The organism is Thermosipho sp. 1070, from assembly GCF_001682135.1.
Lineage (GTDB): Bacteria > Thermotogota > Thermotogae > Thermotogales > Fervidobacteriaceae > Thermosipho > Thermosipho affectus.
Genome location: NZ_CP007121.1, coordinates 1735039 through 1761807 on the forward strand (window position 1 = coordinate 1735039; position 26769 = coordinate 1761807).

The window sequence follows — 26769 nt, forward strand, 5'->3', positions numbered from 1 at the left end:
TGGATTATTACTTTTTAAATGATGAGAAAATAAAAAAGTAATATTATTAATTATGGGGTGGTAATGTATGCAACTTGGAAATTATGTTTGCAAAGAGATAGAAAATCTTGTTCTTTGTAGGTCTTGTATGTTGCATCAGTTTAAAAAATTATTTCATGTGGTTACAACTAGACAAAATATGGAATTGGATTTTTCCTTGGGAAGCGATTCTTTTAGGATATTATCAAATATTTTGGGTATAGAACTAGATAGAATGTTTTTTGCAAAACAAGTCCATGGAAATGTTATAAAGTGTGTTGGAGAAAGAGATATAAAAAGAGGAGTAATTTACACTGCAGATGGACTTATAACTGATGAAAAGAGGATTTTTTTGGTTATGCGTTTTGCAGATTGTGTGCCAATTATTGCATATGATTCAGTAAAAAATGTTGTTGGAATTGCACATTCTGGATGGAAAGGCACACTAAAGAATATCCCCAAAAAGTTAATTTTAAGTATGGTTAAGAAATACAATAGTAATCCTAAAAATATATTTGTAAGTTTAGGCCCATCAATAGGTCCAAAAAGTTTCGAAGTTGGAATTGAAGTGAAAAATATGTTTAGCAATAAATTTGGTGAAAAATATATAGATGTTAAAAATGGAAAGTTTTTTATAGATCTATGGGGCATAATCGAGGATGAATTGTTTAATATTGGCGTAAGAAATATTGAAATTTCAATGGTAGATACAATAAAATTTAATAAATATTTTTATTCATATAGAAAAGAAAAAACAAAAAAAAGATTTGCAGTAATTGTTGGATTGATTTGAAATATTTTTATTTGTAACTAATAGTCCTGATAATTTATCAAAATAACAAATATTAATATTGTTGATAATATTAGAAATATAATAGTATTTGTATTAATAAAGCTTTTGATGGATTGGCACTTGAAGCAATAAGATTGATATTTAAATACTTACCTGAATCCTATGAATTTGGAGAAAAAGCAGTAAAAGCCCGTGAAAAAATGGCATATGCATCTTGTATAGCTGGTATGGCATTTGCAAATGCATTCCTTGGATTATGTCACTCAATGGCGCATAAATTAGGCTCGGCTTTCCATATTCCTCATGGGCTTTCCAATGCATTACTTATATCTCATGTTATTAAGTATAACGCAACAGATAAACCTCTAAAACAGACAGCGTTCCCACAATATAAGTATCCTATTGCAAAAGAAAGGTATGCTAGAATTGCAGATTATCTAAACTTAAAAGGAAAAACTCAAGATGAAAAGGTAAAAAATTAATAGATGCTATTGAGGAATTAAAAGAAAAATTAAATATTCCAAAAGCCATAAAAGATCTTGGTATTTCTGAAGAAGAATTTTATGCAAGATTAGACCAGATAGCAGAATACGCATTTGACGATCAATGTACACCGGCTAATCCAAGATATCCATTAATTTCTGAGATTAAACAATTATACATTAACGCATACCATGGTAAGTTATAAATATATGAAAGGGAGGAATTTTTATGAAAATAGAAGTCTGTGTTGGAACAGCCTGTCATCTTATGGGTTTATCAACATTAATAGAAGCTTTAAATGATCTTTCAAAAGATATTAAAGAATCTTTGGAACTTAAATATAGCCTTTGTTTTAATACTTGTTATGGGAAAATGAAACCACCAATAGTTAAAATAGACAATGAATTTTACCAAGATATGACTCCTGAAAAACTGAAAGATATAATATTAAATTTGGTAAAAAATGAAAAATAATACTCATAAAAATGTTTATAAAAGAAGGGACTTTTTAAAGCCCCTTCTTTTTTTCTAATGTCAAGTAAAGTTGCTGCTGTTAATCTTAAAAGTACTCCTTTATTTGGAAGATCTCCTATGTCTTAAGGATAACCATAATTTTAAATTTTCTTTTACCAACTGTATAATTTATGTGGTATTGCGTTTATACGGTGTGTTAATATATTTTAATTAATAGGGGGAATGACCATATATGTAGATGGTTCTTATTCAGATACGTATAAAGTAGCAAGTTATGCTTTTTGTGTTGTTGAGAACGGGGAAATTATAGATGTTAGAAAAGGAGCCAAGATGATAAAAGGAGGGAATTCAGTAGCGGCTGAACTGCTGGGCGTAGTAAGAGCTTTGAAATATTGTAAAACAAAAGGTATAACGAGTGTAACAATTGTTCATGATTATAATAAAATACCAATATTTGCGTCTTCTTGTATAAGAACAAGAAATGGAATAATTAATGATTATATAAGGAACTTGGTAACGTTGAAAAGACAATTGAATGTTTCTTTCAAAAAGGTTAAAGCACATTTAAATGATGAGTTTAACAATATGGTTGATAAGTTATCACGAGGAAAATTGAATGATTACATAAAAAATGTATTTCCAAATATTCTAAAAAATAAATTAAAAAGATGAAAACCAAAAGGCAATGTATAATTACATGCTTTAAGACCATATTTTGTTAATTGACAACATACTTATATAATTTTTTTATGTCTCAATATTTTTCTTTAAAGTTATAGAAAGTGTTCGAAAAGCAATGTTTATGGTTAAAAAGGAAGAAAAGAATACATTAAATAATAAAAATTTCCTTCAGCAATATTGCTGAAGGAGATAAATATAGAAAAAATCAATTAATCAACTAAGCGTTAGAAATTGCAAGGACTGTTACGATCCATATTGCCCATCCTAACCAACTTGAATTTGCTTTTAACATTTTCACTTCGTTTCTATATGTTTGTACATAAACGTCAAACAAATAGCTTTGATCTTTTGGAATCATTTCTTTTATTTGAATGAGTCTATTAGCTGGAACTTCTGGAGTGGCTATATAGTGATATAAAGATGCCAATGGTCCAAAAAGTACTCCTCCAAAAAATGGCATGATTCTGTTAACATCTTCATTTACGTGTTTTTTAGCTAAACTTTGAGCTTCAACAGCTGAAGTTATAGTATAAGCTTGAAGAACACCTACAATTAGAACTATAATCATCAAAATCCAGAGTTTTTTCATATCTTTAACCCATTTCTAAGTTGTTTTAAACTTTCTGATAAATGTTTAAAAGGCTGCATTAGAATAAAATTAATCGTACCTTTCTCACCTCCCTGTAAAAATGTATCAATTGCTTTTCCATTTATATATAACGAAAAAACTTTTTCATTTCTGACAATTAATTTTCATGATTTCCTACATAAAAAAAGGCTCTTTTGCAGTTGTTCATGATGATGAGTGAATAAATGTCATTTCTGACATTTGTTATTTAAGATCCTTCACCCGCTTCGTTCCTCAGAATGACAAAAAGTGAGAAAAGTTTATATTTTTAAAACAGCTCCATAGTAGCTTGACGATGTTTAGTTTATGTGTTATGATTTCACGTAGTTGTTATATTTCTTCATAGTCAAGGGGGAAAGAGTATGAGAAAGAGTAAGTTTGTTTTCGGGACAATTTAATACAAAATAATGCGGCAACCAAAGTTGGGACAAAGATACTTGCACTTTTATTCGGATAAAGGTGTAAAGGTTGTGTATATAGGATTTTTGCACTTGATTTAGTGCAAATGTTGTATTAATAAATAGTCAATTTTAAAAAGCTCCGGGTTGCCGGAGCTTTTTTGTTGCAAATTTTAAAAAATGGAGGGATTTATGTGAAGGAATTTTACAAATACTTTTTCCTATTTCATAAAGTTCTTTCAAAGAAGCTTTTTTTGAAAAAATTTTTTATTGATGTTATTTATGTTTTGACAATGCTTCTATCATTTGTGCTCCCGATCTTTCTTGGAAGAATAGTGGATAACTTTAGAAATAAAAAAGCATTAGATGCGTTTTATGTATATGCGTTAATTTATATTGTAGTTTTCACATTGCAGCAGATAACTCAAGTTATGCGAAGAGCCTTTTCTCTGGTAGAGGGGCCCCGATTTTTGTTTGAAAGATCAATATCAAGTGTAATAAAAAGAAAAAACGAAAATTTTGTTCCTGAAAAAGAAATGGATAAAATTTTTAGTTTTGAACATATTTTCGAATTCTTTTATGGTACGTTTTCAATGTATGTTTTTATCCTGCCAGTTATGATGATACTTACTGTTGGAGTGATAATTTTTAATAGTTGGAAAGTTGGGGTTATAGCTTTAGTAGGTTTTTTTTTGACAGGTATATCGAGTAATAAAAAAATGCACAAAGAAGAAAAAATTGCTGATCAAATGAGTAAAGCAGAATATAAGGTCTCAGAAGTATTTTCAGATCTATATTCCGGGTATGAGGATATCAAGGCATATGAAACTTTTCCTTTAACCTTTAAATGGCTTTCAACTGCGTTGGAGCGTTTAAAGAAGGCGTACGACTTATTTGGAAAAACTGAAATACTATTTGGTTTATCATACGAACTTGGAGTAATCTTAATAATGCCTCTTGTTATATTTTTATTGGGTTTTCAAGTTTTTTCTGGAAACCTTTCTGTAGGGAGAGCTATTATGCTTGTTATTTACATTGAAAGATTACAAAGTTATTCTAAAGTGTACATAGAAGATACAGATTATATTTCTTGGGTTATTGCAAGAGCAAAAATAGCCTACGAACAATATTTGAAGGAGGATGCATAATATGTTCGAAAAATTAGAATTTATAAATGTTTCTTTTGAATATGAGGGCAGAAAAATATTAGGCAACTTTAATTTAGAAATAACTCGTGGTGAAAAAAGTGGCTATTGTAGGTTCAAGTGGAGAAGGGAAAACAACTTTTATAAGGCTCGTTTTAAAGTATATATCACCACATAAGGGAAAGATTTTAGTTAATGGAAAACCTTTATCCGAGTTTGAGGAATGGTATAAAATCCTTGGAGTTTTGAGTCAAAGAGCGCATATTTTTAATAGAACACTCAGAGACAATCTTCTTATTGCAAATCCAAATGTGACAGACAAAGAAATGTATAGAGCTCTTGAATTAGCCGGCTTGAAAAAGTTTATGCAAAATAGAGATCTTGACACAGTTCTTGGGAGTGATGGAAGTTATATTTCTGGCGGTGAGAGAACAAGAATAGCGCTTGCAAGATTATTACTCAGAGAACCAGAAATTGTTATTCTTGATGAGCCACTTGAGGGTGTTGATAAACTTGTTGAAAAAGAAGTTATAAATAATATCAGAGATTTTGTAAAGGACAAAACTTTGATTTTGATTTCACACAGGTTTAGTATTCTTTCATTGACAGATGAATTTGCTGTACTTGAAAATGGGAAAATTGTTGAAAGAGGAAAATATCATGAACATTCACAAGATAGTCTTTTAAAACGATTTTTTAAAGCTGAGCAAGAGTTGACTGAGAAATTTAGAAAGGGTGATAGTATATGAGAGAATTAATAAGATGGTTCTTTAAAATCCCCAAAAAATTAATGTTTATGATAATTTTAATGAATTTATTTGGGATTATATCGGGACTTATAGTCTCATATACTACTATTTTAAGCAAAGACATCATAAATTATGCTGTTTCCCAAAGTAATAACTTTTTTTTAAAAGGTTTGTTGTTAATAATAGCGGTTTTGATAAGTCATATATTAATTACGTTTGGAAAGGCTCTCGTTTCTTTCAACAAGGGAAGAAGTTTTAAATACTTCGGTGAGTATTGTTATAAAAGAATAATGAACAAAGATTTTACGGAGTTTTCTAAGAAAACACCTGCGTTTTACTCAGAAATTTCGTTGAGAACTATTGAAAATTTGTTGGAACCTTTTTCTAATTATGCTGATTTAGGTGGAATTGTTTTTATATTTAAAGTAATCTTTTATATGGTAACAATTTATACTTTAGATCGTATTTCAGGTTTGTTTATGATATTTTTTGGTATTTTAATTCTACTTTCTTTATGGGGGGCAAATGTTTATTATTACAAACATTCTAAAATCATCGAGGACAATTTTTTAGAAATCAAATCATATGTAGCAGATATGTTCAAGGGTATAGAGGAAATACAATTGTTTGAAGCATATAACTTTGAAATGGATCTTTATAAAAAGACAACCGATCCATTTTGGAAATATAAAAAGAGATTGTATTTTAACGATTTTATTCTTAGTTTTATGATTCGTGATTTGATCTCAATGGTATTTTATCTTTTTATTATATATCGCGGGGTAGTATTAAGTGATCCAGGAACATTTTATGCTCTTTTTAATTTATTTACATTAATAAGATATCAATTATTTACACTAATGGGTGTATGGGATATTGTTCGTACAGGAATTACTGCTGCAAGACAGCTTGAAGAAGTTGTTGGTTAATTGAATTGAAAAATAGCTAAAAAACGAAATTCAAGAAACCAAGGAAAGAGTAAGCTCTTTTGACTATGCTCAGGATGATAATACTGGTGAGTTAGAAGTTTTGCGAGTGTTGGAAGATTGGATAGATTAGATAGGTTAGTAAAAAGAAAAGATTCTTCGGTACTTTGCACCTAAGAATGACAAGAAAGAAGGAATATCATCCAAGATTCTTCGCGCATACGCGCTCAGAATGACAAAAGACACTAACTTTTCCAACACTCTCTTTTTAAAATCCTTATATTTTAAACAATGCAAAATGCAGAAAATATAAATATATAGCTTGAAAATTATTCACCAGTGTGATTTTCCAACAGTTTATAAGAACTCAATTTTTTCAAAAGAAGTATACATAGAAATGTTTAAATGTCAAAAAGAAAACCAGCGGATATGAAGACATAAGAATAATTGCCAGTTGAATCATATATCCAAGAACCTATTGTCGGTGATATTGCTCCTACACCAAAGGCTGTAAATATTAAGCCGTAATTAACCCCTAAATTTTTTGTTCCAAAATATTCTGCCGTTAAAACGGGGAAAAGTGCCAGGTTCACAGCAAATCCCCATCCTGTTATTGCGACCGCAATACATAAAGTGATAAAGTTTACAACGAAAATGGGAAATAAGAGTAGTATTATTACTCGGATTATATAAGTTACTATCATTACTTTTAAAATGCCAAACTTATCACTTAATAATACCGTCAATGGCCGGCCAAGACCATTAAAATCTGCTGTAATAACTAAGGTATTAATTGCAGAAGTTGGAAAGATAGGTTCTGAAGAGCCTTTTTCATATGAAAAGTTGTCACCTACACTTGCGATGTATAGAGCAAGAAATTTTGAAGAAGCAGTAGATAAAGCTGTTAAATTAGTGGAGTTTGGTGGAATGGGACATACATCTGTTTTGTATACAGATCAAATTAACAAGGATAGAATAGATTATTTTGGAAGTAAATTAAAAACAGGAAGGGTATTAATAAATATGCCATCTTCTCAAGGAGCCATAGGAGATGTGTATAACTTTAAATTAGAACCTTCTTTAACTCTAGGATGTGGTTCATGGGGTGGCAATTCCGTAAGTGAAAATGTTGGAGTTAAACATTTGTTGAACATTAAAACAATTGCAGAAAGGCGTGAAAACATGTTGTGGTTTAAAGTGCCTCCTAATTAATAGAAGCTTTAAATGATCTTCCAAAAGATATTAAAGAATCTTTGGAACTTAAATATAGCCTTTGTTTTAATAGTTGTTATGAGAAAATGGAACCACCAATAGTTAAAATAGACAATGAATTTTACCAAGATATGACTCCTGAAAAACTGAAAGATATAATATTAAATTTGGTAAAAAATAAAAAGTAATACTCATAAAAATGTTTATAAAAGAAGGGGCTTTTTAAAGCCCCTTCTTTTATTTCTGACGTTACGTTAAGGATGATGTTCTTTGGATATATTTAGGATAACAATAGAATATGATTCTTAATTTAACATATGCCTTTTTGCCAAAAACTTACAAAAAAATTGTATCGAAAAAGTAATAAAAAGTAGTATAATAATGTTAGAAAGTGGAAAAAGAATGCAGTGTAAAGTAAATGTTGTAAAAATAAAAAACTGTATCTTAGTCTGTTTCAAAAATAGAAAGAAGATGGCATAATCTTTTCTGTCATTCTGAGAGGCTCCTTCCTTTTTGTCATTCTGAGGAGCGTTATCGACAAAGAATCTTATTTTTTTCACTAACCTTCTGTAAATGGTAAAATAAAAATGGCCAAGAAGAGGAAAATAAAAATGCACAAAAATGTACATAAATGGTATCCTTCCAAAGGAAGGGGGAATACCAAAAATGGAAAAAGTCAAACAACATTTGGAAATGTTAAGGGGGATGGATTTGAGATCGAACTTTTCTGAATTAGCCAGGATATACAGGATAGACAGAAGGACAGTAAAGAAATATTAGGAAGGATATCAAGGTAAGCTTAAAAAAGAAATAGTTTCCATAAGACTTTTGAAGAGGATTTTTAATCAAATTTTTTGATATATTTTAAACAATAAATTAACATAACTATTTTGTTGATATTATGTAAATATATGTCTGATATTGTCATTTTACCATTTAGAAATTGGATATGAAGGCGAGAAAAATATGTTACAAGCAAAAGATGAACTTTTACAAAAACGACGTGAGGTATTACAACTGAACTTTGTGGACATTTCTAATAAAGAATGGCTTTATATGATTAGAAAGAATATTTAGTTATGCTTATAGAGAAGTATCGTGAAATACTTTTAAGCATAAAATTTTATTGACAAAATGATATAAACTAATCGATTTGGATCGATCTGGTATGATTTGTTCAAGAAAATTGCTAAAAAGAATTAAAACTTTATTTTAAATAATCTATCAGATAATTTTTTCTATACTATAATTATGATATAATTCTAATTGTGGTATCATTCTAAACTTGTAAAATAAATTTTCAAAAGAGGAGGTTGTAAAATAACAAACTCAGAAATTAATTATTTTTTAGTTTCTATTTCAAATAGGGAAAATCTTGAATTATGTAAGAAATATACTTTGGCGGGGTTTACAAATAGTATTAACGGATTTTGGACATATTCTGATATAAGCATAGGAGACTATATCTCTTTTCTTTATGGTGCTAGAATAAAAGATTTGTATCGTGTTACTAAAAAAGTAGCTTATAAAAACGCAGAAAACTTGCCTCCTTGGCCTTCAATAAAATTTAGAAATTCAGGTAATACGTATTATTTTCCTTTCAGATTGCATTTAGAAAAAGTAAGAGATTTGGATGAACCGTTAGTAAAAGCCGAATTTGCATATGTGGCTGAAAATCTGTTACTAAGAGGTGGATATAAAAAAACTCACTTTCAAGCAGATTTAACGACACTTCATAATGTTTCTACTATGGGAAGAATGAATAAAATAGTTCCAGAGCCATTAGAAATACTTTCTGAAACATTTACACCAAAAATAGTTTTTAATAAAAAAACTAAGAAAATTCCTTTTGAATTTCCTTTCCATGAATTTATTCTTCAATCATTAGTGCGTAAAAAAATAAAAGATTTCTTGTTAAAAGAAGTATTAGAAAATTTTAGTGAGAATCTCTCAGTAGATGATTTTGAAGTTCTTGGGGAAAAGGCTCTACCTGAAGGATTTGTTGACATTTTTATAAAATTGAAATACCCAATAGCAACGAATAGATATGTGTTAGTAGAAATTAAGACAAAAAGAGCAAATACAAATGACATAGAACAGTTGCATAATTACTTAAAACAAATTGGAAAAGAAGTAATTGGAGGTGTTTTAATTGCTAAAGATTTTCCAAAAGCAAAGATTCTTAAAAGTGATATTATGTATGTAAAATATTGTTTTAAAAATCTAGATGTTAATAATGCATATTCGTTCGAGGAACTCTTGAAAATGTTGAGCTTTACGATCATTTAAAGTTAGTTAACTTAAAATGTTAAGATTTAATGGTCTTAAATTAAAATATAATAGTTAAAAATATAAGTTTTAAAAGATTTTTCGAGATGTTCGATAAAATTTATTTTAAGTTTGAAAAGTTATGATGATATAAAAAATAGAAATGTTGGTTGCTTAGTCTTTTTTAGCACATCTCCTCATTGTAAAATCTTAAAACTGAACAATATATGTTGTATCATAGTAGCTAGTGTAATATATAGAGAAATAATTTGAGTAAAGTAGGGTTAACGATATAAATCTTGTTGGGTATTAGAAAATATTTGGAAAGAGATATTTCTTGTTACTCTGTTTTGGGATTCATGTTTTTTTTACGGTATTGACAGAATATACTTTAACATTGATATAATCTATATCCAAAAACAATTTTTTTCGAAATAGCTCTTTTGGCAAGAGAATCAGCCCATTCATTGTATTCAACTCTTGAGTGAGCTTTAACCTTTTTAAAATAAATATTCATATATTGCTTGAAATAATTAATACTTTTAAGATAATACAATGAAATCTCAGAATATGGTTTCATTTTGCCTATAGCTAGTTTTTCTATAGGTAGAAAATCATAAGCTATTGTAACTTCAGTTATATTTCGTGACAAAGCCCATTCAAGTGCTTTTATAACCGATGTAAATTCTCCATATGTTGAATTTAGAGATGTATTTCCTCGAACTATCCCTTTTTTTACTTTTAAAATAGTTTTTCCTCTTAATGCTACAAATCCCCATCCAGCTATATCAGGTATTTCACAATTCCATGAACCATCTACATAAATTGTTACCAAAGTATCCCCCCTCTTCAAATTGTTTTTTTACACCTAAAATGGTTCATTGTATAAGGTATTTCTTCTGCCAATTTTTGAGCCCACTTTATCCATGGTTAATAAATATTCAATATAATTTTTTCCGGTAAAATTAAGTAATAACCATTGTTTGAACTTAATCTATACCCAGGTTTTGGGGCAAAAAATGCTTGACACTTTCCACAAGTAAAAATTCTTGGAATTAATATTTTTCCATCTTCTGTTTCAATTTCAAAGTCGTTATGAAAAACTGTTTTGAATAATTGATTGCCACATATTGGACATACATATGAAGAAATATAAAAATTTTTAGTTGGATACGTAAAATAATATTTTTGTCTCAATTCAGTTTCTGTCATAAAAGCTGCGAATGCGGGATAATCATGAGTAAATTTATAGATATTTCTATTGAAAACTACTTTCATTTTTTCCCTCCTTAACAAATATTATTTTTTAAATGATATTTTTACTTATATTTTTTCATTTTTTCTTGAAAAAATAGCAGCTAGAATTGAATTTCCTAAAAACAAACTTTTATGAAATCCCATGGTGTGTCCTCTAATACCAGAATACGGTTTTATTGTTTTTTGAAATAAACCTGCATCTTTCAATAAATGAAAGGATAATCCTAGCCATGCACCATTTATAAACTCTTCTTCTTTTAAGGAAATTTCGTAAATTGTCCTTAAAACCATATTTTCTTTATTCCATGTAGTTTTTTGAACTAATTTGAACAAAAATCTTGCCATAAATTCCAAAAGAAATAATCCAATAATGGTATGTGTTATTATGTTTCTGTGGTTTTTTATTCCAGTCTTTAAATCTAAATCAGGAATTCCTCCTTCAAAATCTATTCCACCACCTACTAACAATGCAGTGATAAAATAAATTGTTAAATTTGCTATTTTTTCTTTCTTTTTTTTCAAACTCAATTTTTTAAAATTATTGTACTTTTTATACACAAATTTTTTAGAATTTAAAATCACATCACTAAATGAAATTTTTCCAGTTAGTAGCCTAAACACAAATTTTGTGGTTAGAAAGCTTACTTTTGTTATATCTTTTAAGAAGTATTTAAATGAAACTATCTTATGATTAATTGTTGATTTCAATGCCTGTTTGAATGATTCTTCAACTATTTCCATAAAATCCTTTTTTGGTAATGATTTTATTAAAACATTGATTTCCATAATATCGCTATTTGTCATATATCATTCCTCCTTTCTATCCGTATTAATATACGTTTTGTGTTGATAAAATCTGACAAATAGTATAAAATGAATCATGTCTAATACTAAAAATTCAATTAACATGTTTTCTAAAAAATAAATCTTTAATACAATCAACTTCTTGTGGAATTTGTATATTTTTTTCATAATTTTTTACAATATTTTTGATTGTTGCCAAACTTACATATTCAGGAGCAATTACTTTAATTAAACGTTTAAGTTTCACAAACAAAATATTCATAAAGCATAGCATTTCTTGGATTTAAATAAAAATGAACATAATCATGTAATACTTTTTACTTCCTTGCTTTTGAACTTTTTCATCTGCGTAATCGTTTTTAATAATCCATTTTTTATTGCTAAATTTCTAGAAAATATCTTATTTAAAAAAGGCGAAATCGCTGGATATTTAGAGTGATCAAAATGGAATTAAAGTAGATGAAAGATTTAAAAACAAAGGAGGGACAAATTTAGAATCGCATTGCAAAGTCTTTCTTATGTTAATATACGTTTTATATCAGTAAAATTTGCCAAAATAAAAATCAATTAAAGAACTAATTTTTTTATGTATCCTCCTTAAGATCTTTAACTTGCCCTAAACCCATAGCTGTCTTATATCCCACGCCTGAAAAAAATGCAAACTTAGAAAGCAAATTCACAATCTTTGCCAATGTGTTGTTATTTCTATCAACGGAAAATACCACATCACCCACAAAACCTTTTAAGTAATAATTAGACATATATACCTTCTTTTTGTAAATTTTCATATTTGAGATCTTTATTTCATTAAAATCCTTTATGATTTCTTCCTTGATTTTCTTTGAACTGACTCTATTAAATTTTTTCAACAAATCCCCGAAGACCTTTTCAGGTTTTGGATAATACAAACAATCATTTTCTACTTTAAGTAAAGTCGGGGTATAAAATCTCAGTTTTATTTCATTTTTAACATTATCAATTTTGAATAATTCTTCTTCTGTAGTAATACCCGTCCATTTACTTTGTTTTTCGTGAAAATAAAGTTTTGTAACTAAAAACTTTATATTATCAATATCTAACTTCTTTTTATCAAACTTATTTTTGAACATATTTATTGCTATTGAGTTAAAAACGTTGTCTTCAAGAAAAGTCATCCTTATATAATATGATTTTTCTTTTTCAATGACCAATGGTTTATCAACTTTCTTTCCCAAAAAAGAAGAAACAGTAAAAGGTTTATGTCCAATATTATCATGTAGTTTCTTAGCAAGTTCACTATTATTCATCTTTAAAATACTAAAAAACATTCCGTGAATTTTTTCGCCGGGATAAGTATGAATAATCCCTGAGTTTAAAGCCTTTAATTTAAAAACTAAACTGTAGAATATACTTTCACCTCATTTAAATATTATCTCAACTCAACCTTTATCCAGCCTATGGGCGAAATAGGTTTTTCTTCTTCATCAATTAAGTAACGTCGAGAAATTGGGGGGATAGTTCCAGGATGTTTTGTAATAACCTTTGCAAATTCGCGTTTTACATTGTCACTAAGTACCGAAAAGACACTCATTGCATTTAATCCCCCACCATATCCAATATGCATTATATAGCCTTTTTCAGCTTTTATTTTTTCTATTTTATTTGTTAATTTTTGAAAAAATTCTTTTTTTTCTTTGATATTTTTAATATATTCAAGTTCTTTGCTTATTACAAATCTATAAAATTCATCAACCATTTTGAAAATATCTTCCAAACTTCTTGGAAGATTATTGTCAAATCTTCCTTGTTTAGATTCAAATAATTTTAAACCTTCTTCATCAAATTTTACTTCTGATTCAAATTCGGCATTTTTAAGGATTGCTTCAAAAAAGATGTTAAAGTTCTTTTGATAAAAAGAATCCTTATTACTAACAAAAACACTTAGAGCTAAAATAGCAACCTTATCTGTAAAATTTGTATCTGAGATTTTTAAGAACTTAAGAAAATCATTTTTTGCATCTTTAAAATTTCCTACTCTAAATGAACTTTCAAGAATTTTTGTGGCATCGTTAAGATTTTTTTTTATGATTTTTAACAAATTAAGTATTTTTTCTTCAACTTTATTTCTTAAATTTTTATTATTCATTAATATATATCCCATAATTCCATTTCTTATACTTCCCTTAATACTACTTCCGGGAATATAAAACCTACCATCTGGATGTTTGATATTTTCTAACACTTCACCTCTAATTTTGTAATTAAATTTTTTTTTGCAGATATACCAAATATCATCGTCATTTAATACATTTTTATAATCTTCCCATTTTAGTACAGTTAATCTTCTACTATCAACATAAAACGAACTTTTTATTTCAGGATGCCTTTTTAAAAGTTTTTTCAAAGACCTTTCCTTTAGTCTTATATATGAATTATTTCTTAAAACATAAAATATAGGCAATAACTTTTCACCACTTCCAATGTGTAAAATAGTTAAAGGTTTTAATGAAATTTTTTTATTCAACTAAATCACCACCTAAATCAAACTTGAACACTACTGTTGAACCAATTATATAGTAGTCATTTTGCAATTTGTTTGGTTCTCCAACGAAATTAAAATCAAATGTTGAACCTTCACTTAAATAGTAAAGTTCATCCTTTAATTTTGGAACTATGTGTCTATGACCACGCAATTTTACTAATTTATAATATCCATTGTTTAGTTTTCTTATTTCGTCTTCATTAGGTCTTGCAAGACCAAGTAAAAGTGTTGATTTTCCGTTTTTATAAAAAATATCAGGTGGTACTTTAAATTTAGGCTCAAAAAGCCCAAACCCCCTTGTAGCATCAGCACCGAGTCCACTATCTCCTAATAATCTAACGCTAGCTTTTAGATGGTTTTCAAGATCATCTGGAAATTCTGCAATAAAATATGGGGTAAATTTATCTTTAAAATAAATTAGCTCGATATTATACAAAGATGATGTATTTCTTACTCTATCCAAACTTACGACTAATCTATTATCTATTTTTACAGGAGAATCTTCGAAAAAAATAGACTCTTTGAAATTATTGGATAACTTTGAAGCAAATACATATTGAGCTTTTTTTAATTTTTTTGGTTCCAGTTCAAGCTTCTCAGGTGGATATGTGTTAAAAAGAAAAGGTTTAGGTATCAAATATTCTTCACCAAACTTAAATAATAGAGAAGAAACCTTTAAACTCTTTGCTAGCTTATGCGCATCATCACCAAATAATCTAAATGCATTATATATAATTGCCGAATATATTGTAGTAGATCTTACGGTATTTAATGTATCATCAGTTTCATTGCCCACTCCAACTCTTAATGGAGTTTTTATAATAAGCTCTACTATTAATTTCATTAATATCACCTTCTTTTAAAAGAAAAATCATTTTCCATTTAGCATTTCCTTAATTATCTCATCAAATTTTTCATCTTTTTTCAATTCTTTTCTCACGATTTTTGAAGGATCACCAGAAATATAGTACTCTACAGGTTTATAAATTATTTCCTTTATTTCAAACTTAACTTTTCCATTGCCTCTACTTCCACCGCCACCAAGGTAATCATCTTCTACAAGTTCAAGTGCTTGTTTTATCAAATTCAAATCTTCAATGCAATGTTTTTCATTTTCATTAGTGTAAATTAACTCAAAACCAAATTCTGCTCCAGCTGGGACACGCTCTATTGGCCTTGGAACAGCGGCACATGTTATTCTATCAAGGGAATTTTCTGTTTTCCATTCAGCATATCGTGTGTCGGTCTCCATGTTTTCTAATTTTTTAATTGATTCTTCCGTCAAAAATGCATCTCTTACAATCAATCTAGAAGGAATATTTTCCTCTTTGCTTGCACCATAAACTCTACAAATTTTACAATCTGGATCCTTGCATTCATGTCTTCTAATTTTATTCTTACGTTCAACTAATTCTAATTTTTTGTTTAACGCTCTTTCCATTAATGCTCTCATTTTTCCCTTTAAAGAGCTACCAGGAACGTAGGGTTCACCGTTTATTGGATTTCTCACAATTGGATTATCCATACCACCAATGGAAATTCCTAAATCTTTTCCTCCAATATGAAGACCCGTTAAAACCTTTATAGTACCTTTTATTATAAACTTTCCTAATAATTTTCTTTCGTCCATCTCACAACACCTCCTAATTAATCTTTTCCACCATAGTATTTGTGATATGCCAAAATTGCATCGTAAAATTTTTTAAAGGTTTCAAAGTCTTTTGAAGTTTTAACTTTATCAATTGCTTTTCCTATTATTTTTTCAAAGTCTTTATAAACATCGCTTTTCGTTCTACCTGCTTGATATGCAAGATAAACTTTTACAAAACTTAATTCGTCAAGAATATCTTCTTTGAATTTTTCTTGATCATTTTCATACTTCATTTTATTTGAAATAAATTTTTGCCAAAATTTTGAAATATAGGAATGAAACTTTCTTATTTGATTAGCTTTAAAATTTTTACTCAAGTGCTCTCCAAACTTTTCAGCATCACTTATTAAGTCTTCCATTTTATAATATGCTAAAGAATCAAGCGAAGAAATCCTCTCTAAAATACCTTTTACAAGACTTGAAGTATCTTTGGTTTTTTTATCATGCATCACTTTCTACCTCCTCTATTTAATAAATCATAAAATTGGAGTACAACGTTCAAACCTGGAAATTCTACTTTTTTATTTTTGATAAGCTCCTCTAAAATGTTCTTTTCTTTTTCATTATTGCTTCTGCTCATCAAATAAGCTAAAAAAACTTTGTCATATTTACTAGGACTAACTGACATATTTAAAAGTTTTCTAACGAGAGATCTACTTAATTCGTCCTTTGAATTACACAATTTTTTATATAATTCATATGTTTTATTGATGAATTCGTTAAATTTTACTACTGAAACATTTTCTAAATAAAATTTTCCATCTTTAAAGACTCTCTTAATTCCGTTAGAAAAAGCTATTGAGTCTTTTAACATTAACTCTTGCTGTGAATTTATACTTACAACCTCTACATTTTCCTTGGCTTTTGATTCAGAAATATCAGATAATTCCATAATAAACTTCATACTATCTTTTTCATCTACAAGTGCATATCCTGCAGAAATGGTTATAAATTTGTTACTTATAAATTTAGAAAATTCTTTTCTCAAAACAACTGCAAAATTAAGAATTTCATCCCAACCTCCAAGAACAAATAAATCATCTCCTCCAGAATAAATCACAGCTAAATTTCTATTTTCAACCAATTTATACAAATACAGTTTAAAAAATTATGAAAGTAGTCTAGAAAGAGCGCTAATTCTAATTAAAGTTTTAAGTGCTAAACCTTCTCTAAAGATTTTTCCAAGATTATCCACATCAACTTTTAAAGCAGCTAACTTTTTTCCTGGTACATTTTTCGCCATTTCTGTCAAACTTTGCGTACTGGAATAGGCAAGAACTTCAAGTCTAATTAAGTTTTTGTCGTTATTATCAAATTTATAACTTTCTTTTATCTTAAATCCAACTTTTTCGGGAATTGAAGAGAATTTATATTTTTTTCCAAAAATTTCAAATACATCTTCTTCATTTTTATTTGTTAAAACAATGTATTTCTTTTTATTATCCATAAGTTCTTTACCAATGTTGTAAAGTGTTCTACAAAAATTACATGCAATTTCTTCTTCGTCTGCTCGCAAGGAAAACAATTGAGTGGTAAGTGCTCCACATACCTTACAAGTTTTCATATTATTTCCATTTCTTCTTATCTTAAATAATTTCTCAAGTTCAAAGTCACTAAAAAGTCTATTTTTCTTCTCGTTGATCTTATGCGCTAACTTAGAAAAAACAACGTTCATATTTTTTACATCGGAAGGTTTAAATGAAACGTATTCCATAACTATACTTAAATCTAAATTGTTTTCAATGAACCAATTATTCACTTTTTGTTGGATTTTTTTCAATATATTCTTATTTTTTTCTGTGTTAGAAAGTACTAAATAAAAGTGTCCTCCACCAATAAAGTGTATATTTACTCTGTAAAATTCCGTTTGCTCTAAAAGTTCATTGACAATTATTTCTTGTAACAATTCAATGAAAAAACTTCTTCCTCTATAAGATCTCAAAGCACCTTTTGAAGAGACTTTGGAGATAAATTTTTGAATTCCAGAAACATCTCCACCAATAAGCAAAAATGTTTCCTTTTCATCTAAATTTTGCAAATCTCCAAAAGATGTTATTTTACCATCTGTATAATCATATAAACAAAGTGACAACATTGCTGAAACTTTTCTATAATCATAGTAAGAAACATCAACTACCTTTTTTGAAAAAATAAGATATGGAACAAAACTAAAATGTTTCTTTATCATTGTTTCCAATGAATTTGGATTCAACGAATCTGATAATATTTTGAGATCTTTTTCAAAAGAATAGAAAACTTTTTTTATTTTTTCTTGTGAGAGTTCTCTATCGGAGGTGGACGATAACAAATCACTTATTACAAAAGGTTCAAAAAACGAATTTTTGCCTGTATTAAATACTAATTCATTATTTACTATATTTTCATTGAAAACCTTTGAAAAAATATTTTCTAAATTACTAAATTTTGAGGTTTCAAATTTATATGGTGTATTGTCAGATTTCAATAAACTATCCACGTATGATATATACCAATCTATTTTTTCATTAAAAGTTTTACTGTCAAAATATGTTAATTTATCTTTTTTGTCTAAAAAATCAAGGTTATTATTTATAATGTCATTTAATCCATACGTCAAAGCTCTAACAACAATCTGTTCACGTTCTTTCAAGCAATTCACCTCCAATTTGACCAACATTTTAAAAAATGTCTTTTAAAAACTCTTCAAACTTAATTTTTATTAATTCTAACTCTCTTGAATCTCTTTTGGTGGTGTATGCCCTAAAATGCAATATGCCCAATTTTGTTGGTAAATTTACCACTAATTTATCTCCATTTGTCTTTACTCTTGGGGACCCGGATTTTTCTCTTTGTGAATATTTAAATACTTCAACTTTTGTTATATATTTAAATTTTTCAAATCTTTCCTTTAATTTAAATTTTTCAATTAATTCTTTAGAATGATGTTCTTTTGAACTTGATTGGAATATTAAATTTCCTTTTCTTTCAACTAATTCAACATTTTTTGATAAATGGTAAAATTTATTTTTTATTATTTCCAAATAAATCTGTCCCATTGGACTTATTGCTAGATATTTTTTTCCATCTATCATTGCTTCATCAAAGAATACCTTTGATTTTAAAGATAATGATTTATACAAATTTTCAATTTCCTTAAGTGGTTTTATATCATTTTCCAACTCTTCAAACAATGTTTTTGCTTCAAAATATATACTATCGTCTAAATCTATAGGTAATGGAATTAACTCTATTACTTCTGGAAATCTTTCGAATCTATAATATACGGGAACACTTAACCCTTGTCCCAAAGCAAGTGCAAAAGCTATTTGGGCTTTGTATCCACCTGTTGCATTTATTATTACTTCACCAGAATGCCTTGCTATAATACCAGCTATTTCTTTTATTAAATTTCTAAGTCCATGTATTTTAAAATCATTAGGTTTATCATCTCTCAACTTTGAAATAACTTTAACTTCAACATTTTCAAAATTATATCCTTTTTTTACTTTAAAGAAATTTTTCAATATAGTTCCGATTTTTCTTCCATCGTCTGTATCTGATAACAAAAAATAAAGATTTTTTCTTTCTGTTAAATATCCTTTCTTTACGATACTTGCAATCGAATTAATCTCTGCTCCAAACCCCCTAAATTCTTCTGGATCTTCATTACTTTCCGAAAAATAATTTACTATAGCCTCTAATTGTGAGTTCTTGTAATACTCATTTAGTTTTTCATCCCTACTCAAATTACTAATCATACTTGCCCCTACTGTACATATTAACGTATTAGCCATCCTATCCCTCCTAAAATGAGCAATATTTAAAAATTTTTAGTCTCATAATATATAACGAATAACATAGCAATTTTCTGACAAAAATTGAATATTCTCTTTTGGTGTTTAAATGTTGATATATTGTTGGTATGTTAAAAATATACACATAAATACTTAACTATAACGAAATGATTATGACACAAATATTTGGGATAAGAAACACTTAAATAAGCAAGAATATTTGTGAAAATATTTGAAAAAATATAAAAATTAAGATTTTGCAAAGTTGTACTTTCCAATAAAAAATACTTAATACATTTAATCAAAATATAGGTATGAGAAAGAATAATATTATAAAAAAGGAAAATATGTTCTGTATTTGTGTTGTAATTGTTTCGTTATAGTTAAGTGTTTGTGTGTATGTTTTTATTTTTACTATGTTGATATATTTAAAATTTTGTACAAAGTTTAGGGGTTCCTAATAAAATCATAATGTTTGATGTATTTGAATAGTATAAATATTGAGACTAAAGGAGGGATAATATTTTCTTTAGTTTGGTATTAGGACTTAAGGCAATAAATTCTGGAGTTATTTCAACATATCCTGGGGAAAAGTTACATGGATTGTTTTTTTGATATATTAAAGAATGCAAATGAAAGGTTAGCTGAACAGGTTCACGAAGAGGATAACTACAAGCCGTTTACTGTTTCATCAATTTTAGGAAAGAGAACGGATAGATTGATTATTATAGAAAAAGGAAGAAAATATTATATAAGAATAACTTTTTTAAACGAGGAAGCTTTTAATTTTTTTACCATAAAAATATTTAAAAGTAAATATTCAAAAGAGAAATTAAAAATCAATGATATTGAGTTTTATATTTCAAATGTGATATTTCATGAAAAACAAAGTAAATGGGCGGGGATTTTAACGGAAAATGAATTATTGTCAACAAATTATAATAATAACGTTATAAAACTGCGATTTTATACTCCTACATTATTTAGGATAGGTGATAAACATTTAGGTTATCCTTTCCCCGACAAAGTTTTTAAAAGTCTTTTAAAAAAATTCAATAAATATGCAGAGTTTAAAATAAATGAAGACTATGCTAATATGTTCTCAGATATAGAAATATTAAATAAAAGAACTTACAAAAAGCGGGTATATATGAGAAATTATTATTTGGATGGATTTATAGGAACTGTTGAATATAAGATACCAACAGACGATAGGAATTTTTTCAAAGTAATACATATGTTGGCTGATTTTGCTTTTTTTTCTGGGGTTGGATATAAGACAACTATGGGATTTGGGCAAGTAAAAAAGTTGGGGGAATAACTTTATGAATTTTAAAGAATTAGCATTAAGGGCCGAGGAAAATCTTGAATTTGAAAAAGCTCTTGAATATTTTGAAAAAGCCGAAGAAGAATTATCTGTCGAAGATGGAACACTAATAAGATATGGTGAATTACTATTTGACTTTCAAAAATACGAAATGGCAAGGAAAGTATTCGAAAAGATTGTTTCTAAACAACCTAAAAAGGAATATCTTTTAAGGCTAGCAGAAATATACGAAGAAATTAGTATGTTGGACAAAGCACTAGAGATATATGAAAAATTAAACATAACAGATAGAGTAAAGAATATAAAAGAACAATATGAAACAACTAATCCTAGAAGAACAATTTTAAGAAAGTTTTTAGAGTTATTTTCTGGAAGAGAAGATGTATTTGCAGTTCAGCTAAACGACGGGACATATAGACCTATTAGGCGTTCAATAAATTTTAATGACGTAAAAAAACATATTTCTGGGAAAACAACTATTGGAATATATCAACTGAAAAAGAATGATGAAATAAAATTTGCTGTTTTTGATGTGGATATAAAGAAGAGTTTTTTGGAAAATAACAAAAATACGTATTTTGAAGAAGCTAAAACTGTTACTTTAAAAATTTCATCGATTTTGTCTCAGTATAATATAAAAAATTATATAGAATTTACAGGAAACCGTGGATATCATGTTTGGTTCTTTTTTGATGAGGCATTATCAAGTTACAAGGTTAAAGTCTTTATGGAGTCAATATTGAAAAATATACATTTAGAAGAATCGATAGGTATTGAGGTTTTTCCAAAACAACCAACTTTAAACGGCGGGTTGGGGAATCTAATAAAAGTCCCCTTAGGATTACATAAAAAGACATATAAAAAAGCAGTTTTTGTGGATCAAAATTTTGAAGTTATAAAAAATCAATTAGATTTTCTTTTAAAAATAGAATATAACAGCAAAGAACATATAGAATCTTTATTTGACGAAATAATAACGGATTCCGTGCAAAGTTATAATTTCCAAAAAACCACATACAAAAAAAGAAAAAACACTTCTATAAAGAAAGAGTTAGTAAAATCATTAGAGAAAGATAATTTAAGTGAATTTCATAAAGTAATTAGTAATTGCCATGTTTTATACCAAATAATACAAAAAATAAAGAGGGATGCATATGTTTCAGAAATAGAAGAAGAAATTCTCATAAAATCTTCAATTAAAGCTATAAATGGAAGGGAGCAATTAATTGAAATTTTAAAGAATACAATAAACTTTGATTATGATAGATTCAAAAAAATAGAACATCAAGTTGGTGAAATTCCTATATCTTGTAATAATATTAGAAATATTATTATTAAATATAATTTATCTCTAAGTTTAGATAAATGTTTGTGCAAGTTTCCTGGTTATAATACACCGTATTCCTTTGTGAAAGATTTTGACGAAATTATCGAAGAATTTTCCGTGGAAGAAATAGTTAAAAAAATTATAGAAAAAACTTCTGAAAAGTTTGAATTAGAACGGGAAATAAAAAGCTTAAAAAAGATACTTTTGGAAAGAATGGGTGAAAATACAAAAATGACAGTGGGAATATGGACTATAAGAAAAAATGGAAATGATATTGAAATAATTATATAAATAAAATTAGGTGAAATAATGGTAATTTACATTACTCAACAGGGTACGGTACTTTCAAAAAAACAAGGAAAATTAATCGTGAGCAAAGAAGGAAATATCATTTCTGAAATTCCATTGAATAAGATAGATAAAGTTAACTTAATGGGAAATATATCTTTAACTACACCAATAATCAACTATTTTTTGAACAAAAAAATAGAAGTAATTTTTATGACTCAAAATGGAAAATATCGTGGAAAGTTATATACTGACGATTATAAAAATGTATTACTGAGATTGAAACAGTATGAGCGGTCTAGCGATAAACAATTTAAACTAAAAATGGCAAAAGCCATAGTAAAAGGAAAACTAAAAAATTACTATGATTTTTTGATAAACAAAAGCAAACATCTTCCAAAGGGGCAATTAGGTAAAGAGATAGCGACTATAAGGGTCATGACATCAAAGATAGAGCAAGCTAAAGATATAGACGTAGTGAGAGGCCTTGAAGGTGTTGATACAAAAAGTTATTTTAAAGCTTTTTCAAGGTTAATAAAAAATCAAAATTTTAAATTTGAAAAAAGGACGATGAATCCACCAAAGGATCCAATAAATGCAATGTTATCATTTGGATATTACTTATTATACAATGAGATTATGGCTGCTATAAATATAGTAGGACTGGATCCTTATTTTGGAAATCTTCATACAGTTGAAGTTTCTAAAAAATCTCTTTTATTTGATTTGGTTGAAGAATTTCGAAATATATTAATTGACAGTCTTGTCATAAATATGATTAATAGAAATGAATTTAATCAGTCTGATTTTATAAAAAAAGAAAAAAATATAGTTCATTTCACAGAAGATGGTATGAAAAAATTTATATCAAAATATGAAAAATGGTTAGGACGAAAAATGAGATATCATTTGGATGGTGAAACAAATTATATACGAACAATATTTCAAAAGCAAGTACGACATTATGCACGAGTTGTACTTGGTGATGAAGATAAATATATTCCTTTCTACAGGGTGATAAAATGATGTATGTTATAAGTTATGATATTACTAACGATAAAAGAAGAAGAAAATTAACTAAATACTTAGAAAGTTATGGAGTAAGGGTTCAATATAGTGTTTTTGAAACGGAGCTTAGTAGGGAACAATTAAGTATATTAATAAGAGAGCTTAAAAAAAGGATAGATGAAAAGGAAGATACTATAAGAATATATCCAATTTCAAAAGATGCGAGAAAATCTATTACTACGTTGGGAAAGGATAAAGGAAGTTATTATAAAGATGATTTTCTTATAATATAAAACTTATGAGGAGAGGAAAAATGTTCCTAAATCTTTATAGGCTTAAAATACCTTATAAAGTGAAAAGATTATATTTTTCAAATTCATCTACTCCAGCGGAGATATTATCAAAAAACTTAACACGTGTAAATAACATAAGGTTCTACAATTCTTCAAAATTGGTATGGGTTGAAATACCAGATGTTGATTTTTCTATAAAGCCTTATCAAGCTAAAAATTATTTATTAGACAAATTTGAAGTAATAGATGAATCTCAGGATCCTATACTTTTTGTAAAAACTTTATATAACTATGTAAAAAAACAATTTATAGATGAAGGTTATTATTTTAAAAGAAGAAGCATCTTTATTTCCAATGAAGATAAATTTTGCTTGAATACTAACAAAGATATAAATGCACATGTTAGCTATAAGATAAAGTTGTATAAATTAAATGGCAAATATTATTTTTCTATATTGCCAAGATTTACCTTCCTTTCTAAAGATCCAGCATTATATTCAAGAATAAAAAGCGCATACCTACTTAATATTAAAACAGGTAAGACCTTTTTGTATGTTTCAGGAGAAGACGAAAAAATAAAAATAAAAGTTGATGATGAAATAGTTACAGTAAAAAATAACGACATTTATTATTTTAATTTTAGTTCGACTGAAGCAAAAGAATTAGGATTTTCGAAGGAATTACCACAAATTTATAAAAATCTAAATATGATTTATTCTAATATGGAGAAGAAACTTAGTTTCTTAAACAATGTAATGGAAGTTGATATTCCATATAAAATTTTACAAAAGGATATTAAGAAACCAAAGATAACCTATATATTCAAAAATGGCATTTCTGAAAACAAAAAGGATATTTTCAAGTTTTCATTTTATAAACCACCTAAAAAATTAAATATCGCATTTTTATTTTCTTCGAAAAAACAAGTGAAAAGTTGTATCCTGTGTTAAAAAGTACATTTAATTCAAAAAATTCTTTGTTTTATATTGCGCTTAATCAATTAGGTATCAAAAATATAATAAATGTCAGATTTGAAAAAAATCCAATTAATAAAAAAGCTATTTTTTTCTATGACCCTGATACTCTTACTATAAAAGATAGAGAATTTTTATCGAATAAAAGTTACAAAATAATAACTATTGTTGTATTGGATGAGCACGTGGGAAACATAGATAATTTACTTAAAAATGTACCAGATAATCTAATAATTGTTCCAATATTAAAAAATAATTTGTTAAAAATAAAACCATACATTTTTAAAAGTTATATATACAAATTGCTTCTCTTTTGTACTGATTCGATGCCTTTTTTGTTAAAAAATCTTGATTTAAAAAGAAAAATACTGTATGTAGGAATTGATTTAAGTCATGATACATACAATAGAAAGACACATTTAGCTATTAGTGCTGTAACAAATTTTGGGAATATCATATATTTAAGTAGATACAGAAATCTTATGCTTAACGAAAAATTAGAATTAGAAATTTTGGAAAAAGAATATGTAAGATTAATGGATAAATATAAAGAAAAAACAAATAGTTATCCGGAAATTGTGTTTATTATAAGAGATGGTGTTTTCTTGGAAGATATTAAAGTAGTTGAAAACATATTAAATATGATCGAAGTTAAATATGTTCTTGCTGAAGTTAATAAAAATTCTAATATAAATTCATGTTTAAATCTAAAGGAGAATATAATAAGGCTTGAGAAAAATTCGTTTGTATATTTTCCAAGTTCCTATAATCACCAAAAAGGTGTAGAAATAAATATAATAAGGAATTGTACAGATTATTCATTTGAAAAAATAGCAGAGCATATATATGGTTTAACAAAAATCACCCCCCCTTCTCCTTTTTCAGAACGTAGGTTGCCATATCCATTGTATATTGTTAACAAAGTAGCTTTAAGTGATTACGAATGGAAAATTTATGTGCCAATTGGAAAGGATAAAATTTATAATTTTATTAGGTAATATGTGTATTTTTTTGTTGTCTAAAAATAAATAATTTTATGGTAAAATAAAGGTGATAACATGTTAAATTTATACCTATCAAGTCTGAAATAAAAATGTTGAAAATTCGCATAAATAAATGTTTTATCAAAAATAGGTTTGGAACCTAGTATTTAAGAGGGTTTGTAGCAATTTGTTTTAAACAAAAATAAAGAAATGTTCTTTAAAAAGTTGGGTTCGGAAAAAAGCATTTACAAAGTATCATAAATAAACGCTTGAAATTCTTTAGAGTCCGAATAGTACTTCTCTCTGAAAGAGATGGAAACCGTTTAGGACTGCCTTGCCATCCGCACTCGAATTACGGAGGAAATTATGCACCGCAAATTCCGAGGAATGTTATTTTAAGATATTTTAAAGAGGGGGATTTTATCATCGATTTCATGATGGGAAGTGGTACGACTTTAATTGATGCGAAGTTGTTAAATAGAAGAGCAATTGAATATGATATAAATCCCGAAGCACTTAAAATCACAAAAGAAAATTTAAATTTTGATGGAATTTTTTGTATAAACCTATTGTTGAGATAGTGGATGTAAAATTGAGAGTATAGATTTAATTATTACTCATCCACCGTGTTTAAATATAACCAAATATTCAGATAGAAAAATAAAAGAAGATCATTTCAATATTTCAAATGTAAAAAAGTTCTGCGAGGGATTTGAGAAAGAGATTAAAGAAATTTATAGAGTACTTAAACCTAATAAATACTGTGCAATATTAATTGGCGATACAAG

Annotated in this window: 26 protein-coding genes and 3 pseudogenes; 15 read left to right on the forward strand and 14 right to left on the reverse strand. The window is 27.5% G+C overall.

All coding sequences use genetic code 11. From position 1 onward, the window contains the following. The first annotated feature begins 67 nt into the window (after positions 1 to 67). The 4 genes and pseudogenes from pgeF (at position 68) to Y592_RS08870 (ending at position 2440) form a co-directional block, all read left to right on the forward strand. Positions 68 to 811 carry a peptidoglycan editing factor PgeF gene (pgeF, locus tag Y592_RS08855; protein WP_075666614.1) on the forward strand — a complete coding sequence of 248 codons (744 nt, stop codon included), beginning with the start codon at positions 68 to 70 and terminating at the stop codon, positions 809 to 811. A 134-nt stretch (positions 812 to 945) separates the two neighbouring features. Beyond that, positions 946 to 1499: pseudogene (locus Y592_RS09370) on the forward strand (hypothetical protein). A 23-nt stretch (positions 1500 to 1522) separates the two neighbouring features. Next, positions 1523 to 1768: an NAD(P)H-dependent oxidoreductase subunit E gene (locus Y592_RS08865; RefSeq protein WP_077288033.1), complete on the forward strand. Its 246-nt coding sequence runs from the start codon at positions 1523 to 1525 to the stop codon at positions 1766 to 1768. A gap of 222 nt (positions 1769 to 1990) precedes the next feature. Further along, entirely contained in the window at positions 1991 to 2440 is a 450-nt protein-coding gene (locus Y592_RS08870; RefSeq protein WP_075666616.1) for an RNase H family protein, read from the forward strand. 226 nt (positions 2441 to 2666) lie between these two features. Here the strand turns inward: Y592_RS08870 and Y592_RS08875 are convergent, their stop codons facing one another. Then, complete coding sequence (locus Y592_RS08875; protein ID WP_075666617.1) at positions 2667 to 3038, reverse strand: hypothetical protein; 372 nt, start codon at positions 3036 to 3038, stop codon at positions 2667 to 2669. A 631-nt stretch (positions 3039 to 3669) separates the two neighbouring features. Here Y592_RS08875 and Y592_RS08880 point away from each other — a divergent pair. The 3 genes from Y592_RS08880 to Y592_RS08890 all read left to right on the forward strand — a co-directional run bounded on the left by Y592_RS08880 (position 3670) and on the right by Y592_RS08890 (position 6298). Continuing rightward, on the forward strand, positions 3670 to 4623 hold the full coding sequence (locus tag Y592_RS08880) for an ABC transporter transmembrane domain-containing protein (protein WP_075666618.1): 954 nt from the start codon (positions 3670 to 3672) through the stop codon (positions 4621 to 4623). A 98-nt stretch (positions 4624 to 4721) separates the two neighbouring features. Continuing rightward, positions 4722 to 5369, forward strand: coding sequence for an ATP-binding cassette domain-containing protein (locus Y592_RS08885; protein WP_232218191.1), 648 nt, complete (start codon positions 4722 to 4724; stop codon positions 5367 to 5369). Continuing rightward, positions 5366 to 6298 carry an ABC transporter ATP-binding protein gene (locus Y592_RS08890; RefSeq protein WP_075666619.1) on the forward strand — a complete coding sequence of 311 codons (933 nt, stop codon included), beginning with the start codon at positions 5366 to 5368 and terminating at the stop codon, positions 6296 to 6298. The genes Y592_RS08885 and Y592_RS08890 overlap by 4 nt, the downstream gene beginning before the upstream one ends. A 398-nt stretch (positions 6299 to 6696) precedes the next feature. Here Y592_RS08890 and Y592_RS08895 read toward each other — a convergent pair whose 3' ends face one another. Further along, positions 6697 to 7041, reverse strand: coding sequence for an MFS transporter (locus Y592_RS08895; protein WP_075666620.1), 345 nt, complete (start codon positions 7039 to 7041; stop codon positions 6697 to 6699). Between Y592_RS08895 and Y592_RS09330 the strand changes: the two genes are divergently transcribed. Both Y592_RS09330 and Y592_RS08905 read left to right on the forward strand, forming a co-directional pair. Then, the gene (locus tag Y592_RS09330) at positions 7010 to 7507 is read left to right on the forward strand and encodes a hypothetical protein (protein WP_075666621.1); all 498 of its coding nucleotides are present in this window, start codon (positions 7010 to 7012) and stop codon (positions 7505 to 7507) included. The two genes, Y592_RS08895 and Y592_RS09330, sit on opposite strands and share 32 nt — an antisense overlap. 1398 nt (positions 7508 to 8905) lie before the next feature. After that, on the forward strand, positions 8906 to 9796 hold the full coding sequence (locus Y592_RS08905) for an endonuclease NucS domain-containing protein (protein WP_198022710.1): 891 nt from the start codon (positions 8906 to 8908) through the stop codon (positions 9794 to 9796). Positions 9797 to 10166: 370 nt separating this feature from the next. On the opposite strand, the gene Y592_RS08910 is transcribed toward Y592_RS08905, so the two are convergent. The 12 genes and pseudogenes from Y592_RS08910 to Y592_RS08960 form a co-directional block, all read right to left on the reverse strand. Beyond that, a complete protein-coding gene (locus Y592_RS08910) occupies positions 10167 to 10610 on the reverse strand; it encodes an RNase H family protein (RefSeq protein ID WP_075666623.1) in 444 nt (147 codons plus the stop codon). A gap of 95 nt (positions 10611 to 10705) precedes the next feature. After that, positions 10706 to 11053, reverse strand: coding sequence for a hypothetical protein (locus tag Y592_RS08915; protein WP_075666624.1), 348 nt, complete (start codon positions 11051 to 11053; stop codon positions 10706 to 10708). 45 nt (positions 11054 to 11098) lie between these two features. Then, positions 11099 to 11836: a hypothetical protein gene (locus tag Y592_RS08920; RefSeq protein WP_075666625.1), complete on the reverse strand. Its 738-nt coding sequence runs from the start codon at positions 11834 to 11836 to the stop codon at positions 11099 to 11101. Positions 11837 to 12072: 236 nt separating this feature from the next. After that, positions 12073 to 12123 (reverse strand): annotated as a pseudogene (locus tag Y592_RS09375) (hypothetical protein); the annotation flags it as partial. Between the two features lie 297 nt (positions 12124 to 12420). Further along, positions 12421 to 13224, reverse strand: a complete 804-nt coding sequence (gene cas6 / locus Y592_RS08925) for a CRISPR-associated endoribonuclease Cas6 (RefSeq protein ID WP_255362991.1) — start codon at positions 13222 to 13224, stop codon at positions 12421 to 12423. Positions 13225 to 13244: 20 nt separating this feature from the next. Beyond that, the gene (csm5, locus tag Y592_RS08930) at positions 13245 to 14339 is read right to left on the reverse strand and encodes a type III-A CRISPR-associated RAMP protein Csm5 (RefSeq protein ID WP_075666627.1); all 1095 of its coding nucleotides are present in this window, start codon (positions 14337 to 14339) and stop codon (positions 13245 to 13247) included. Further along, positions 14332 to 15201, reverse strand: coding sequence for a type III-A CRISPR-associated RAMP protein Csm4 (gene csm4, locus Y592_RS08935; protein WP_077288040.1), 870 nt, complete (start codon positions 15199 to 15201; stop codon positions 14332 to 14334). The genes csm5 and csm4 overlap by 8 nt, the downstream gene beginning before the upstream one ends. Positions 15202 to 15228: 27 nt before the next feature. Continuing rightward, positions 15229 to 15987 (reverse strand): type III-A CRISPR-associated RAMP protein Csm3, encoded by a 759-nt coding sequence (gene csm3 / locus Y592_RS08940; RefSeq protein ID WP_075666629.1) that lies wholly within the window; start codon positions 15985 to 15987, stop codon positions 15229 to 15231. A 17-nt stretch (positions 15988 to 16004) separates the two neighbouring features. After that, the gene (gene csm2 / locus Y592_RS08945; protein ID WP_083638882.1) at positions 16005 to 16457 is read right to left on the reverse strand and encodes a type III-A CRISPR-associated protein Csm2; all 453 of its coding nucleotides are present in this window, start codon (positions 16455 to 16457) and stop codon (positions 16005 to 16007) included. Continuing rightward, the gene (locus tag Y592_RS08950) at positions 16457 to 17107 is read right to left on the reverse strand and encodes a Cas10/Cmr2 second palm domain-containing protein (protein ID WP_443081310.1); all 651 of its coding nucleotides are present in this window, start codon (positions 17105 to 17107) and stop codon (positions 16457 to 16459) included. The genes csm2 and Y592_RS08950 overlap by 1 nt, the downstream gene beginning before the upstream one ends. 9 nt (positions 17108 to 17116) lie before the next feature. Continuing rightward, positions 17117 to 18637, reverse strand: a complete 1521-nt coding sequence (gene cas10 / locus Y592_RS08955) for a type III-A CRISPR-associated protein Cas10/Csm1 (protein ID WP_075666631.1) — start codon at positions 18635 to 18637, stop codon at positions 17117 to 17119. 28 nt (positions 18638 to 18665) lie between these two features. Then, complete coding sequence (locus Y592_RS08960; RefSeq protein ID WP_075666632.1) at positions 18666 to 19781, reverse strand: putative CRISPR-associated protein; 1116 nt, start codon at positions 19779 to 19781, stop codon at positions 18666 to 18668. A gap of 598 nt (positions 19782 to 20379) precedes the next feature. Between Y592_RS08960 and cas6 (Y592_RS08965) the strand changes: the two genes are divergently transcribed. The 6 genes and pseudogenes from cas6 (Y592_RS08965) (at position 20380) to Y592_RS09265 (ending at position 26562) form a co-directional block, all read left to right on the forward strand. Then, entirely contained in the window at positions 20380 to 21102 is a 723-nt protein-coding gene (cas6, locus tag Y592_RS08965) for a CRISPR-associated endoribonuclease Cas6 (protein ID WP_075666633.1), read from the forward strand. A gap of 4 nt (positions 21103 to 21106) precedes the next feature. Next, positions 21107 to 22726, forward strand: coding sequence for a CRISPR-associated primase-polymerase type A1 (locus tag Y592_RS08970; protein ID WP_075666634.1), 1620 nt, complete (start codon positions 21107 to 21109; stop codon positions 22724 to 22726). Between the two features lie 18 nt (positions 22727 to 22744). Continuing rightward, complete coding sequence (gene cas1, locus Y592_RS08975) at positions 22745 to 23749, forward strand: CRISPR-associated endonuclease Cas1 (RefSeq protein ID WP_075666635.1); 1005 nt, start codon at positions 22745 to 22747, stop codon at positions 23747 to 23749. After that, a complete protein-coding gene (cas2, locus tag Y592_RS08980) occupies positions 23746 to 24024 on the forward strand; it encodes a CRISPR-associated endonuclease Cas2 (protein ID WP_075666636.1) in 279 nt (92 codons plus the stop codon). Before cas1 ends, cas2 begins: the two co-directional genes overlap by 4 nt. Before the next feature lie 20 nt (positions 24025 to 24044). Next, positions 24045 to 25996, forward strand: a pseudogene (gene ago, locus Y592_RS09380) (protein argonaute). A 254-nt stretch (positions 25997 to 26250) separates the two neighbouring features. Further along, positions 26251 to 26562: a DNA methyltransferase gene (locus tag Y592_RS09265; protein WP_075666639.1), complete on the forward strand. Its 312-nt coding sequence runs from the start codon at positions 26251 to 26253 to the stop codon at positions 26560 to 26562. The last annotated feature ends 207 nt before the right edge of the window (positions 26563 to 26769 follow it).